This is a genomic window from Methylobacter sp. (assembly GCF_004322395.1).
In the GTDB taxonomy this organism is placed as follows: domain Bacteria; phylum Pseudomonadota; class Gammaproteobacteria; order Methylococcales; family Methylomonadaceae; genus Methylobacter_A.
Map to the genome: position 1 here is coordinate 83,104 of NZ_SCTW01000060.1, position 12,910 is coordinate 96,013.

13 protein-coding genes are annotated in these 12,910 nt (G+C 47.8%); 9 read left to right on the forward strand and 4 right to left on the reverse strand.

Translation table 11 applies throughout. The annotated features are described in order from the left end of the window. Nucleotides 1–47: 47 nt before the first annotated feature. The 7 genes from EPO18_RS08990 (at nucleotide 48) to EPO18_RS09020 (ending at nucleotide 5,714) form a co-directional block, all read left to right on the forward strand. Entirely contained in the window at nucleotides 48–1,064 is a 1,017-nt protein-coding gene (locus tag EPO18_RS08990) for a M14 family zinc carboxypeptidase (RefSeq protein ID WP_292433024.1), read from the forward strand. Then, nucleotides 1,057–1,959 (forward strand): alpha/beta fold hydrolase, encoded by a 903-nt coding sequence (locus tag EPO18_RS08995; RefSeq protein ID WP_292433025.1) that lies wholly within the window; start codon nucleotides 1,057–1,059, stop codon nucleotides 1,957–1,959. Before EPO18_RS08990 ends, EPO18_RS08995 begins: the two co-directional genes overlap by 8 nt. A 235-nt stretch (nucleotides 1,960–2,194) precedes the next feature. After that, entirely contained in the window at nucleotides 2,195–2,992 is a 798-nt protein-coding gene (locus EPO18_RS09000) for a UDP-2,3-diacylglucosamine diphosphatase (RefSeq protein ID WP_292433026.1), read from the forward strand. Continuing rightward, a complete protein-coding gene (locus EPO18_RS09005; RefSeq protein WP_292433027.1) occupies nucleotides 2,976–3,107 on the forward strand; it encodes a hypothetical protein in 132 nt (43 codons plus the stop codon). The genes EPO18_RS09000 and EPO18_RS09005 overlap by 17 nt, the downstream gene beginning before the upstream one ends. Before the next feature lie 184 nt (nucleotides 3,108–3,291). Then, nucleotides 3,292–3,483: an RNA polymerase sigma factor gene (locus tag EPO18_RS09010; RefSeq protein ID WP_292433028.1), complete on the forward strand. Its 192-nt coding sequence runs from the start codon at nucleotides 3,292–3,294 to the stop codon at nucleotides 3,481–3,483. A 669-nt stretch (nucleotides 3,484–4,152) separates the two neighbouring features. Then, the gene (locus EPO18_RS09015) at nucleotides 4,153–4,677 is read left to right on the forward strand and encodes a phosphatase PAP2 family protein (RefSeq protein ID WP_292433029.1); all 525 of its coding nucleotides are present in this window, start codon (nucleotides 4,153–4,155) and stop codon (nucleotides 4,675–4,677) included. Further along, nucleotides 4,674–5,714 carry an MJ1255/VC2487 family glycosyltransferase gene (locus tag EPO18_RS09020; RefSeq protein ID WP_292433030.1) on the forward strand — a complete coding sequence of 347 codons (1,041 nt, stop codon included), beginning with the start codon at nucleotides 4,674–4,676 and terminating at the stop codon, nucleotides 5,712–5,714. The genes EPO18_RS09015 and EPO18_RS09020 overlap by 4 nt, the downstream gene beginning before the upstream one ends. Before the next feature lie 209 nt (nucleotides 5,715–5,923). Here EPO18_RS09020 and EPO18_RS09025 read toward each other — a convergent pair whose 3' ends face one another. Beyond that, the gene (locus EPO18_RS09025) at nucleotides 5,924–6,610 is read right to left on the reverse strand and encodes a hypothetical protein (RefSeq protein ID WP_292433031.1); all 687 of its coding nucleotides are present in this window, start codon (nucleotides 6,608–6,610) and stop codon (nucleotides 5,924–5,926) included. A gap of 357 nt (nucleotides 6,611–6,967) precedes the next feature. On the opposite strand from EPO18_RS09025, the gene EPO18_RS09030 reads away from it, so the two are divergent. After that, complete coding sequence (locus EPO18_RS09030; RefSeq protein WP_292433032.1) at nucleotides 6,968–7,267, forward strand: integration host factor subunit beta; 300 nt, start codon at nucleotides 6,968–6,970, stop codon at nucleotides 7,265–7,267. 312 nt (nucleotides 7,268–7,579) lie between these two features. On the opposite strand, the gene smbP is transcribed toward EPO18_RS09030, so the two are convergent. The 3 genes from smbP to EPO18_RS09045 all read right to left on the reverse strand — a co-directional run bounded on the left by smbP (nucleotide 7,580) and on the right by EPO18_RS09045 (nucleotide 11,561). After that, nucleotides 7,580–7,924 carry a small metal-binding protein SmbP gene (smbP, locus tag EPO18_RS09035; protein WP_292433033.1) on the reverse strand — a complete coding sequence of 115 codons (345 nt, stop codon included), beginning with the start codon at nucleotides 7,922–7,924 and terminating at the stop codon, nucleotides 7,580–7,582. A 134-nt stretch (nucleotides 7,925–8,058) separates the two neighbouring features. Further along, nucleotides 8,059–9,264 carry an amidohydrolase family protein gene (locus EPO18_RS09040; protein ID WP_292433034.1) on the reverse strand — a complete coding sequence of 402 codons (1,206 nt, stop codon included), beginning with the start codon at nucleotides 9,262–9,264 and terminating at the stop codon, nucleotides 8,059–8,061. A gap of 74 nt (nucleotides 9,265–9,338) precedes the next feature. Then, the gene (locus EPO18_RS09045) at nucleotides 9,339–11,561 is read right to left on the reverse strand and encodes a TonB-dependent receptor family protein (RefSeq protein ID WP_292433035.1); all 2,223 of its coding nucleotides are present in this window, start codon (nucleotides 11,559–11,561) and stop codon (nucleotides 9,339–9,341) included. A 358-nt stretch (nucleotides 11,562–11,919) separates the two neighbouring features. Here EPO18_RS09045 and EPO18_RS09050 point away from each other — a divergent pair, with 358 nt between their 5' ends. Then, on the forward strand, nucleotides 11,920–12,885 hold the full coding sequence (locus tag EPO18_RS09050) for a helix-turn-helix transcriptional regulator (protein WP_292433036.1): 966 nt from the start codon (nucleotides 11,920–11,922) through the stop codon (nucleotides 12,883–12,885). Nucleotides 12,886–12,910 lie beyond the last annotated feature (25 nt).

Here is a 12,910-nt window from a genome sequence, read left to right on the forward strand (position 1 = left end):
TAGTGTTGTATTTGTTCTCGGTAGACTATAACTGCTGATTCGGTTTTATGACGGCCATTAAATTCCCTGAACTCGAACAACTTGAGCGCATTATTGAGCAATTAGGAGACCGCGCCCAAACTGAGGTAATAGAAAGGATTCGATATCAAGATCATGAATTCCCCATTCATTGCATCACTCTGGGATCAACTCGGCCCGATGTGCCGGTATTAGCCTTTTTCGGCGGCGTGCATGGATTGGAGAAGATCGGCTCTGAAGTCATTCTGTCTTACATGGAAACCATCACTCAGTTGCTGGACTGGGATCAGGAGTTTTTGTCCCGGCTTGAAAAATCCCGGCTGGTTTTTGTACCCATCGTTAATCCGGTCGGCGTTTATCTGGGCACACGCAGCAATGGCAACGGCGTTGACCTGATGCGCAATTCGCCTGTGGAAGGCGAGGGTGCAACCCGCATTTTTAGCGGCCAACGCATCACACCTCATCTGCCTTGGTACCGCGGCGATGAATCGAAAATGGAAAAAGAAGCGCAAGCTTTATGCCGTGTTGTCGATCAGCACCTGTTTAACTCGTCTTTGTCCATTGCGCTGGATTTACACTCAGGATTCGGCATTCAGGACCGGTTATGGTTTCCCTATGCTTCGCGCAAAACTCCTTTTGCTTTTATTGCCGAAACGCTGGCTTTAAAAGAACTGTTTGACCGTTGCTATCAACATCATATCTACAGGATCGAGCCGACTTGTCTGGAATATGTGATTAACGGCGACCTGTGGGATTATCTGTTCGATGATTTTGTGCAGCGGTTTGAGGCGGAACGACTATTTTTGCCGCTGACTCTGGAAATGGGATCGTGGCTTTGGCTGCGAAAGAGCCCGATGCACCTATTCTCGAGGCATGGCTTGTTTCACCCGCTACTGCCGCACCGCCAGCAGCGGATTTTTCGACGGCATTTCATGCTGTTTGATTTTTTATACCGGAGTCTTTTGTATCCCGAACAATGGACGAAACTTAAGCCCCGGCAAAAGGCGGCTTATGAAAAAAAAGCTTTAGGTCTTTGGTATGAATAAAGCGCTGGGACAAAACTGGATTCTGCTTAGAGGCCTGGCGCGTGAGTCTGGACATTGGGGCGATTTTGTCCCTCTTTTACAATCGACGTTTCCGGACGCTCGAATAACGCTACTGGATTTGCCTGGTACCGGTTGTTTTCATCGGGAAACCAGCCCGAGCTCGATTAAGGCGATAACCGATAGTGTCCGCCGTCATGCTCTTGAACAGTGTTTGTTACAGCAGCCGGTAACGATCTTGGCGCTTTCTCTGGGTGCGATGGTCGCCTGGGAATGGATGCGCCGCTATCCCGAGGATATTTGCGGCGCAGCTTTGATGAATACCAGCTTTGCCGATGTGAGTCCTTTTTATCAGCGGCTACGCTGGCAAAGTTATAAAGACTTTGCCGCATTAGTAATGACGAGCAACTTGCGTAAGCGGGAATCGGGGATTTTGCGGTTGACCAGCAATCGCCGGAATATCTCCAGGGATGGTGTGTATGCCGCAAGCCAGTCAGGAACTGGCGCGGCGCAGCATAAGCAGATAGCTCAAGCTTGGGAAAAGATGCAAATCGAGCGCCCCATTAGCCTTAAGAACAGTTTCATTCAAATTAAAGCGGCTGCAACCTATCGGCCTGGGGACATAAGGCCGAAGCAGCCGATTTTATTATTAAACGGATTGGGCGACCGCTTGGTATCGCCAGCTTGTTCCGAGGCGATACACAAAAAATGGAACCTGAAGCTCCGTCGCCATCAATGGGCAGGCCACGACCTGACCCTGGATGACGGCGCATGGGTGGTGTTGCAACTGAAAGATTGGCTGGATCAAAAGTCTTTTATTCACCACGAAGACACGAAGGACACGAAGTTTATTTCTTCGTGTCCTTCGTGTCTTCGTGGTGATAAGCTTTTAAGTTAATGCAAATGTCATCAAACAGTAGGGCGCGCCGCGCGCGCCAGAGGTAGGGCTAATATTCAGCATCGGTTTAACTCCAAGCTGCGAAGAAGGCGCGCACGGCACGCCCTACTTAATTGGCTGGCGGATTATTAAAGCAGGTCATTGAAACTTAATGAAAATGTCATCAAACAGTTAACTTCCTGTAACAATCCAAGCGTATTTTATCTATCATCGAAACTTGTTGAAGGCGGGTAAAATGTCATTGAAATATCGTTCAATCTGGATTTCAGACACTCATCTTGGCACTAAAGGTTGCAAGGCCGAACAGCTCAGAGATTTTCTTGATAGCGTTGAATGCGACTATCTATATCTGGTCGGCGATATTATCGATTTATGGAAATTCAGGTCCGGCTTTTATTGGCCGGCCTTGCACAGCGACATCGTGCAACGGGTTATCGACAAGGCTAAAAAAGGCACACGCGTTATTTATATACCCGGCAATCACGATGAGCAATTTCGGAAACATGCCGGGATGCATTTTAACGGCATCGATATCCAATTGAATGCCGTTCATACCACCCAAGACGGCCGCAAGTTCCTGGTTTTGCACGGCGATGAATTCGATAGCATCGTCTGCCACAATAAGAATCTGGCTTACATAGGCGGCGAGGCTTATGAGGTATTATTGTTCATCAACCGCTGGCTGAATGTCCTGCGCTCAAAAATGGGCTACAAATACTGGTCCATCTCTGCATTTTTAAAACACAAGGTCAAAAATATCATCAGTTTCATGGATAACTATCAGCATATCCTGAGCCTCGAAGCGCAAAAAAGGCATGTGGACGGCGTAATTTGTGGGCATATCCATCATGCCGACATTACCGACATGGAATTCGGCAAAACCTACTGCAATTGCGGCGACTGGGTGGAAAGCTGCACCGCATTGGTTGAAGATGAAGCCGGACATCTGTCCATCGTCCGCTGGTTGGAAGAAAGTTATCAGTTGCTGGATCAGCAGCTTGAACCGCAGCCCAAGTATGCGGAAGCGGCGTAACCTTATCCGTCGTCTTATTGTTCTGACCAATGATGAACAAGCCCAGTTGCGGCCATCCATCGAAAAAATCCAGGCCGAGATTACTGCCGCCAAGGCCAAGCTGGATAAAAAGTAAAATTTGAATCATGGCATATCACACACTGAAGTGTGTGATATGCCTCAGTTTTCCCTTAACAAGATTTTCCTTATCGGCTTCAAATATAAAGTAAGATATTGTTTTAATAAATATTTGCAATTAGCGGCGAGTTAATTGCTGCATACGATGAGTTTTTTTTAAACAAAAAGGACTCATTTGTTTCATGCACAAGCTCACTCATTATTTTGCTGCAGAATTAATTCAGGAACATCGGGAAGAATTACATGGTTATCTGGTACGCCAAACCCATTGCCCGGAAACGGCAGCCGATATTCTGCAGGATGCTTTTTTACGATTAATACATACAGACACCAAAAACGACCTCAAAAATCCCCGCGCTTTTTTATATAACTGATGTTACGCAGTCCTCACTAGATTCGGTTATTCTGTGGGAATGAAAAAAGCAGAATTAGAGTTATACACAGATTATTTAATAATAGATGTTACGCAGTTAGCCGGATTTAGAACGTTAGATGCCGCTAGCGCGACGGCTATTTGAATCGGGTTCTCGTACCCGAAGGCGCGTTACTTTCTTTTGCGTCGTATCGACAAAAGTTCCGGAGCTCGGCGTGGCAAGCGGAAGAAATACCACCTGTGCGTAACACCAGTAAGAAAGATTAGAAAACTAAGGTTTTTCCTGCATGGGGTTAATATTTTCGAGCTCCGGTAGGGGCGACCGGCCGGTCGCCCCTACTGACATAATAGTAAAAAGCGTAATCCGAGAAAGACGCGAAAAAATTAGCGGTAGGGAACTGCTCCCATCACATGCTTATCCCGACAGTCGCCGAATGGCAATGTAAATTACAGGGTAAGTTGAGAAACAACACGCTCCGTTTTTTCGTGCTTTTCGTGGACAATCCGTAACATCGTTATCCACATTTATTCCGCTGTCATGAAACCGTAAATAAACCTTCATTTCTTTGTCATACAAGCGTTTTATTCTTTATCCTGAAAGTTAATGCTTTCTGATCCTGCAAAATACCGCCACCGGCTTTTGCAGAACTTCCTTCAGGAGGATAAAGATATGAAACTGCTCTATTCCATCCATAAATACGACGTCTTCATGTTCACTTGGCTGATCAATGCCAGAATGCACGGAACCTTGACTACGGCCAGCCGCTATTTGTCAAAAACCGGCGATGGCTATCTGTATTTGGTCATTATAGGCTTGTTATATTGGCGTTACGGCCTTGAAAGTCACATCCTGCAAGCGATTCTGCTGGCTTTTTTAATCGAAAGACCGATTTATTTCGTACTGAAAAACGGCCTGAGACGTAACAGGCCGCAAGCCGCGTTACAAAACTTCCGCAGTATTATCACACCCTCGGATAAGTTCAGCTTTCCGTCCGGCCATACGTCCGCCGCTTTCATGATGGCGACACTGCTTGGCTACTATTTACCTCCTTTAATGATCCCTCTTTACTGTTGGGCGGCATTGGTCGGCTTCTCCCGCGTAGTGCTGGGCGTGCATTTTCCGACCGACACCTTGGTAGGGGCCATTTTGGGTATCGGCACAGCATTCTTTAGTTTGGAACAAATCGTAATATGAAAATTTTTTATGGCGTACAAGGTACCGGCAACGGCCACATCACTCGAGCACGTGTTATGGCAAAAGAACTTTATGCCGCAGGCATTGATGTTCACTTTCAATTTACCGGACGCCCGGCGGATAAGTATTTCGATATGGAAGTCTTTAACGGCTATCAATCGCGCACCGGCCTGACCTTTCACACCGAAAAAGGGCACGTCAGCTATCTGAAAACAGCGCTTGACGCCAAACCCATCACGTTTATCAGAGACATGAAGTCGCTGGATTTGAGCGGTTACGATCTGGTAATCAGCGATTTCGAGCCGGTCACCGCCTGGGCGGCAAAAAGCCAAAAAAAACCGGTTTTAGGTATCGGGCATCAATACGCGTTTAACCATAAAATCCCCAAAGAAGGATCGGATCCTATCGCCAATCAGGTCATGAAGTATTTTGCCCCGGCGGATAAAGGGATAGGCTTGCACTGGCATCATTTCGGCCAACCCATTTTGCCGCCTATTATCGAAACGCCGGAAATGCCGAAAAGCATTATCAAAAACAAGATCATTGTCTACCTGCCTTTCGAAGACCAGAATGAAGTTATCCGGCTGTTGTCGCCGTTTAAAAAATTCGACTTTCATATTTATTCGCCGGAACCGGTTCCTTGTACATTCAGTCACATTATTTGCAAACCGCTGTCTCGCGACGGTTTCCAGAAAGATTTATACGATTGCGCGGGCATTATCAGCAATGCCGGATTTGAACTGGCTAGCGAATCGTTGCAGCTGGGCAAAAAAATCCTGGCCAAGCCGCTGCATGCGCAAATGGAGCAAATCTCCAATGCCGCCGCCTTACAGCAATTAGGTTATGGGCATGTCATGCACGATATGAACAGTTTCGTAATTGATCACTGGCTGCATGACAACCGCGCCGTTCATATTACCTATCCGAATATCGCCAAAGTGTTGGTGCAATGGATACAGGACGGTATGCCTGAAATGGATGAGGATTTTATTGAAGCGATCTGGAATACCGTGGATGTTTTGCGCATTGAGCGTTAGCCGATGACATCACCTAAAACTGTTCTCGTCATCGGCTCGCAATAGTCTGGCTGCTTGGCCAGAAAGGCGTCGATGTCGTGATGCTCGACAATCTTTCCGGCGGATACCGCGATGCGTCAGTTTGTGCATGGCGGCATCGCCGACCAGTTGGCGTCATAATCAAATATTCGGCGATTTCTCCTTAACTGCCTGAGCTCCCTCATAAAGCACTAACATCTTACCCATGTCGCCTTGTTTTCATCCAGCACAGCAATCGCTTCTTCACAGCCGATTACGTTTTCTTTGTTACTTAGAATATAGCCGGCCAGACGCTCAACGGACTTCCAATGACTGGGGGTGTTTATGAACTGGAAAGCTTTATCAAACAGCTCAGTCATCTTTTCTTTGTGCCGACTCCGAGTCGCGATATAGATGTCCAGATATTCATAAACTTTATTAAGATCGGATGTGCCGCCGTAATTATGCAGGGCATTGACAGTGATCAGCTGCGGATTAAACTGTTCGCCATCTCGAAGGGCTACGTGTTTTGCCTCCGCTAGCGGTCCGATCAGCAAATTGGTCATGTCAGCTTCAAAAGCGGCCTGATAAGCATCTTGCTCAACAACTGAAAAATAATCGGCGCTTTCAAGCAACCCAACCGGCAGGCTATGGATCAGGCGGCCTCCTTCCACAACGGCGGCAAACTGATCGTGTGGGAATGAACAGGTATCCAAACGACTGTCCCTTAATCGATCCAATGACTTAATGCAGATTTGAAAATGTACTGGGGGCAGTTGCTTTTGTTTGTTGTATAGATAAATGGCGGCGGCGTGGCCGGCCTCATGGAAAGCGATTTGCTTAATCAAATCTTGATCGGTAATAGAATAAGATGCATCAGTTTGGTAATTCCGTTTCATAATTTCACCGCAAGCTAAAAAAATGCGGTCAGGTTACTGACCGCACAGAGAGGAAGGATAGCTAAACTCTAATCCTTTTAAGTAAAGGAGCGATCTCAAGAGTTAGATATAGTTTAATGAGTAAAATTAGCCTTGGAAATGTGACCGATTGCCGCGCGACAATTAGTCGCGCAAAATGGCATGGTATTTGCTTTATATTTAAGTTTGTGCAGTGAAAATGCTTCAAGACCGTATGGCTACTGAGCTTTGTCAAATTGTTACAAGGCCCATCAAGGCATTTCACATAGCAAATAGGGCATATGACACACCTCAATTTACAGATTGATTGGCTTTTAAACAAACACAGGAGTTTTAAACATGGTTAAATCGGAACTCATTGACGTATTGGCCCAAAAACAGCCTCATTTGGAACGAAAATATGTGGAACTGGCAGTTGGCTGTATGATCGAGCAGATGAGTGAAGCGCTGATGGCTAACGATAGAGTAGAGATCAGGGGCTTTGGCAGCTTCTCTTTACATTACCGTCCGCCTGTTACTGTCAGGAATCCCCGATCCGGGGCAACATTAAACTTGCCTGCCAGATATTCAGCGCACTTCAAACCGGGCAAAGAACTGCGCCAGAGAGTTGATTTGTCAAGAAGCAAGGTATTAGATTAAACAAAAAAGTTCTAGTTTTTATTTAAAGCGGCCTGGGCAAATTGGATTACCGTTACTTCAGTTTTGCTATGAGGCTTAAACCTGAAAAGAGCAGTTGAGCCATGGATGGACACGGATTTACACGGGTGAACAATGGATTACATGAGTTCTTTGCGGCACACGTTGGGTGAACCGCACTTCTTGCATAACTCAATGTAGTATCGACGCTTAATCTGTGTAAATCTGTGGCTAACTGATTTTTCTAGGTTAAACACTAAAACACAAAGCGGTGGCCGGAAAAGTCCCGGCCACCGCTGGTTATTACTGCCGTTATTATTGACCGATGGATTGACGCATATGGGTCATTGCTTCTTCAGTGTGTTTAGTACCGACATCCGCATGGCCTTGTTTAGCATGATCTATGGCTTCTTTTAAATGTTTAACCGCCTCAGTCATGTGTACATGCGCTTCGGCATGTTCTTTTTCAGCTTGTTCGGCATGCTTTAAACCCTCCACGGCATGCTTGAGCAGTTGGTCGGCATGGCCGTCTTGCCCATGAGCCGTAGCCATAGCCGAATGCTCCAGCGCTTGCGCTGTATGATGCTCGGTAGCATTTGACTGGGAGCTTAGGCCAAGAGCAAGGGCGCCCATTAACACAGCAATAAATTTTATTTTCATGAGGATCTCCTTAAGTGGTTTGTCGGTGTTGTATCACCTATCGCCGTATCGCCAATCGTCATGGAAGACGTTCGGCGTACGGTTGACGTTAGTATAGTGTATTGTGATTGCTATATGTAAGTTAAGGCATACTCCTATTCAAAATTGTTGAGGATAATTTTGCCGCCCGACATCACGAGATCCGGATATTCCAGCGTTTTTAGCGCATGAGTGGGATCGCCTTTGACGGCGATCAGATCGGCCGGCGCGCTGGATTGCAAGGAGCCCAGCAGCGAGATATTCAAATATCGGCCTGATTTTGACGTCGCGCTACGCAAGACCTCAAGCGGCTGCATGTTTGCCGTATGCATCATAGCGATAAGCTCCTGCGCATCGATACCCCAAGGAATGTCCGGGTGTGCAATTTCTGCGCCGTATAAAAAATCCGCCCCCAATCCGGCCAGCGTTTGCACATTGCGGGCGATTCCTGGACAGTTGGATAAGGTATCGATAGTCGTAACGATTCTGACCTGTTGCGCGACCGCTTTTTTCAGCAATGATTCGGGGATGGCCGCGCAAGGCACATGCGCCCATTCATCGACATGGGCATTAATGGCTAGTGCCGCGCCTTCGGATTCGCCGATATGGGCCGTCACTTTTCGCCCTAACCGATGCGCTTCTTCGACTATGGCGTTTAGCGTTTCTTCAGGTAATAACGGCCATCGTTGATGCAGGCCGGCATCCTGAAGCGTGGACGGGTGGCTGTGGTTGTGCGCTGAATTCCAGGGAGCGCCTGCTTCGCCGCCCGGCTCCAACGCAACTTTGATCACTACAGCGCCGTTTTCGACCAAGTTACGGACGGCTTCCCGCGCCGTTTCTACAGTTGCAACAGGAATAGCGATACCGCTCTCGCCATGGCCGGGAATAGGATAGCCGCCGGGAGCGGTGATAATCGGTCCGGAAGTCAACACCCGCAGACTGCCGTCGCCGCCGTATGGCTGGTGTATCGGCCCGCCGACATCGCGCACCGTAGTAATGCCATGTTTCAGGACAATGTCGGCTGGAATATGCCGATAGCTTAAATGCGCATGCAGTTCGATAAATCCGGGCAACAGCGTGGCATCACCCAAATCGATCTCTTTTGCTGCGCCGGGGTGGAATAATTCGCGGCTACCGATACGAGCGATTTTGCCGTTTTCGACTAATACCGAGGTATTCGTTTTGAATGTGTTGCCGTCGAACACGCGGGCGGCATGTAACAGAATGGAATCGGCATCGGGTTTGTGTTGGGTTGTTACGCAGCTTGTGAGCGTAAGCAACACTACAGGCAGGCATTTATAGAGCAGCTTATTTATCGGCACGATTGAAAACCTTTGTTGTACAAGGAGGGACCTTCCAGGTTTTAAAAACCTGGAAGGTCTGATTGTGACGAGCGTTAATAGGTGATTTCTATGCCGCCATAGAAAGACAGCGGCGCACCGGCGTTCAGCATTGCACTGTTTGCCGTCGCGGTGTTCATGATATTGGTATTGGCAACATATTTGGTGTCCAGCAAATTCCGGCCTTCGAGGAACACTTTATAGTTCTTATTGGACCAGCCGGTACGCATGCCCAGCAGACCGTAAGAACCGATCTTGTAAGTGTTCGCATAGTCTCCCCAGCGCCTGCCGGCCACATCAAAAGTAGGCCCGATAAAGTATCCGCTTGCATGGTGATACATAGCCTCGCCCTTTAAGAAATATTTAGGTGCTGCCGGTAACGCATTGTTGGCGTAAGTGAGATCGTTATCAAAGTTGAAATGGTTGATCGTGAAGTTCAGCATGGGGTTGACGGTATGCGTGCCCTTGCCGTCCAAGGCAAAGTTGCCGCCGATTAAACCTTCAACACCCGCGTGAACGGTATTGTTGAAATTGGTTGCCACCGCCACGCCGTTTGGCGGAGTAGTCGACAGGATTTCGTTATTAAGCCATGAATAATACAGCGACAAATCCCACAGCACATTGTTCAAGTTGCCGACTTTTTGGTTGCCGCGTGTGCCTATTTCGACAGAAGTGCCTTCCATCGCCTTGAGATTAGTAGTGGTTGAGTTGGCGGTGATATTATCCGAGATATTGTAGTTAGTCGGTGGCGCGTACAAACGGCTGACATTGCCGTACAGGCTGGCGCTTTTGGTCAGGTCATACATCAAGCCTAAGCTGGGGTTGATGCCGGAATAGTCGTTATCGGCATTACCGCCTTGACCATAGACATTGAAGTTGGCGTCCTGAGGAATGGGGAGTCTTTGATTTCTGACTTCACGATGCGCGAACACGCCTTGCAAGGCGGGCGTCAGCGTCCATTTATCGGCAAAGTGCCAATGATCCTGGGCAAAAATTTCGATATTATCGGCTTCCTTGGTGATTTTATTGGTCATCGGTCCGCGCATGCCGCCGAGATTTGTGTAATTGCCGCCTTTATCCGAGTTGGTGCCGAAATTCAAACCCAGCAATAAGTCATGACTGTCCAGGCGCAGGTTGTAGCGCGCCATCGTACCCCAATCCTGCTGCACGGAATCGACCAATAAGCTAAACCTGTCCGCCGTATCGCCGGGAAAAAAATGCACCGTGTCCACGATAGGATGATAGAGATGCTGGTTTTCAAAAGAAAAGCCAATATCAAGCGAGCTTTTATCGTCGATAGTCCAGCTGGTTTTATTAGCGACGCGCTCGGTCTCGGTGTTCAACTGATAATTGCCGCCGACAGCCTGAGTGCTGGCCTGATAAGGGTTTGCCTCGAATTGCGCACGGGTCAGCTGGCCCGGCAACTGTTGGTTATTTTTAATATAGCTGACAAAGGTGCGGTTAACGATAGCATCGGAGATTTGCCAGCCGAAGTTGCCGTAAATACCGACGCGATCCTGCTTATTGTGGGCTCGATAGCCATCCCATTCTTTACCTTCGACCGTCAACAAGCCGTCGAAACTGTCATTGAAAACCTTGCTGACTGTGCCCCGGCCGAGAAACTGGCCGAAACTGCCGCCGCTCAGAGCAAGCCTTGCGGTAGGACTGTCATGGGCGGTCGGCGAGGTAAAATCGATCGCGCCGCCCAAGGTGCTGGCGCCGTACTTAAATGCATTGCCGCCGCGGGCCACGGTGGCAAAACTTGAAGCCAGAGGATCGATCATGCGGTTGTGGTTGTTACCGTCGGCGGCAGTGACCGGCAGGCCGTCTTGCAACAATTTAACGCCGCTTCCGGCATAGTTATTGGCATCCAGATTCGAGCCGCGACTGCTGATAAACGCTTCGTCATTGCCGCTTTGGCTGGGCGCCCAAACGCCGGGCACGTAGCGGAAAAAGTCCGCTATGCTGGACACATTGCGGTCATGCAACTCATTGACGTTAACCAAGCTGACCCCGCCCGGCGAACGCTCGACTTCGGCGCTTATTGCTGCAAGTTTCCGGTCGCTTTGTTCCGTTACCTCCATCGTGTTAAGTACGACTGTTCCTTTATCGGGACTAGGTTTGGCTTTTTTATTTGCCGTTTTTGCGGTTTTTGCGGCGGTATTCGGCTGTTCTTCCGCCATCGCAGCGGAACAGAAATTAACTAATAAAAAGGGAATAAATAATGGTCTGCTTAACTGTAAAAGCGAAACAGGCCGATTGGAGCGTATGAGTTTCATGATAATTCCAACGAAGTAAACAAACACACCTCAGTCTTGGCTGAGAATTCTTCTATCCGGCAGCCAAATCGATACTTGGATTTGATGCGAATGCAGTTCGAAGATACTACCCAATAACAGCAGCGCTTTCCTTGCGCATTCATATGGCAAACAGAGTATTTTTTATGGCAAAAGTAGAGTTGCGGGATATGGCTTATTTTTTGGGATTTAATATGTGATATGCCGCAGTTTTGTGCCGGACAGTTTTTCGTCGATATTGAAAAAATTATTAACGCTATGAAAACAATGCGATAACACATCAAGGCGTGCTTCGTGCTTAATTTAAATAGTTCTATAGCAAAAAAAGAGGCAGGTAATAATGCAAACAAGATCTGCGACAACGAGACGGTGGAGCATAAGCAGCAATGAGCTGCAATTGCAGCGGCAAAAAGACTGTCTGTATCAATCCTTACCGGAAAACTTAGGCGTAGGGCAGTCGGCCATATTCCAGCTGGATCAGGATTTGAGCTATATAGAGACCCGCTATGCGCCGTCTAAAGAACTGTCTGTTTTGAGCAGGATGGATTATCAAGAGCCGCGATTGATGGTTACGCTCGGTTTGAAAGGACAATCCCGTTTTGCCGACAGTAGCGGCGATGAGCTTGTTTTCCGCGAAGGCTACACGGCTATCACAACCATCCAATCCAGCATCGGCGAACGGCAATACCAAGCTCATAAGCCCACGTTGCAACTCCGTTTCTCACTGAGCAAAAATTGGCTGAATAAATATTTTGGCGAAAGCAAGACCGCACAGTTGCTCGGCAAAAGCGGCACTCAATTATTAAACTGTCAGCCTATCTCTCCCCAGGCTATATATGCTGCGCAACAGTTATTGAGTTACAACACATCAAGGGAAACAAACCGGATATTTATGCATGGGCAAGCTATGTCGCTGCTGGCTTTTGAATTAATTCCTCTTTCCGAAGACAAACGCCGCAATTCGACAAGATTGGATCAGCAAGACGCCGCCATTGCGAAATCGGCGCGGGATATTCTGTTACGCGAATTTAGGAACCCGCCGTCGGTTGAAGAACTGTCAAAACGGGTAGGAACCAATCAGTTCAAATTAAAACAGCTGTTCCACCATTTTTTCAGCAACACGCCTTATGGTTTGTTGCTGGAAATCAGGATGAATAATGCCTATCGGTTACTGGAGTCGACGCGGTGTCAAGTGAGCGTTGCCGCAGACCTAGTTGGTTACAGCCACGCAAGCAATTTCAGCGTAGCCTTTATAAGATATTTTGGGTTTTCACCCAAGGTTCTCCAAAAAATACTAAATAACTAAGGATGCGTACAAAATAAGATCATCA

Excerpts from the sequence above, each read along its gene's own strand:
- EPO18_RS08990 (WP_292433024.1), top strand. The coding sequence starts at position 48 with ATGACGGCCATTAAATTCCCTGAACTCGAACAACTTGAGCGCATTATT.
- EPO18_RS08995 (WP_292433025.1), top strand. The coding sequence starts at position 1,057 with ATGAATAAAGCGCTGGGACAAAACTGGATTCTGCTTAGAGGCCTGGCG.
- EPO18_RS09000 (WP_292433026.1), top strand. The coding sequence starts at position 2,195 with ATGTCATTGAAATATCGTTCAATCTGGATTTCAGACACTCATCTTGGC.
- EPO18_RS09005 (WP_292433027.1), top strand. The coding sequence starts at position 2,976 with ATGCGGAAGCGGCGTAACCTTATCCGTCGTCTTATTGTTCTGACCAAT.
- EPO18_RS09010 (WP_292433028.1), top strand. The coding sequence starts at position 3,292 with ATGCACAAGCTCACTCATTATTTTGCTGCAGAATTAATTCAGGAACAT.
- EPO18_RS09015 (WP_292433029.1), top strand. The coding sequence starts at position 4,153 with ATGAAACTGCTCTATTCCATCCATAAATACGACGTCTTCATGTTCACT.
- EPO18_RS09020 (WP_292433030.1), top strand. The coding sequence starts at position 4,674 with ATGAAAATTTTTTATGGCGTACAAGGTACCGGCAACGGCCACATCACT.
- EPO18_RS09025 (WP_292433031.1), bottom strand. The coding sequence starts at position 6,610 with ATGAAACGGAATTACCAAACTGATGCATCTTATTCTATTACCGATCAA.
- EPO18_RS09030 (WP_292433032.1), top strand. The coding sequence starts at position 6,968 with ATGGTTAAATCGGAACTCATTGACGTATTGGCCCAAAAACAGCCTCAT.
- smbP (WP_292433033.1), bottom strand. The coding sequence starts at position 7,924 with ATGAAAATAAAATTTATTGCTGTGTTAATGGGCGCCCTTGCTCTTGGC.
- EPO18_RS09045 (WP_292433035.1), bottom strand. The coding sequence starts at position 11,561 with ATGAAACTCATACGCTCCAATCGGCCTGTTTCGCTTTTACAGTTAAGC.
- EPO18_RS09050 (WP_292433036.1), top strand. The coding sequence starts at position 11,920 with ATGCAAACAAGATCTGCGACAACGAGACGGTGGAGCATAAGCAGCAAT.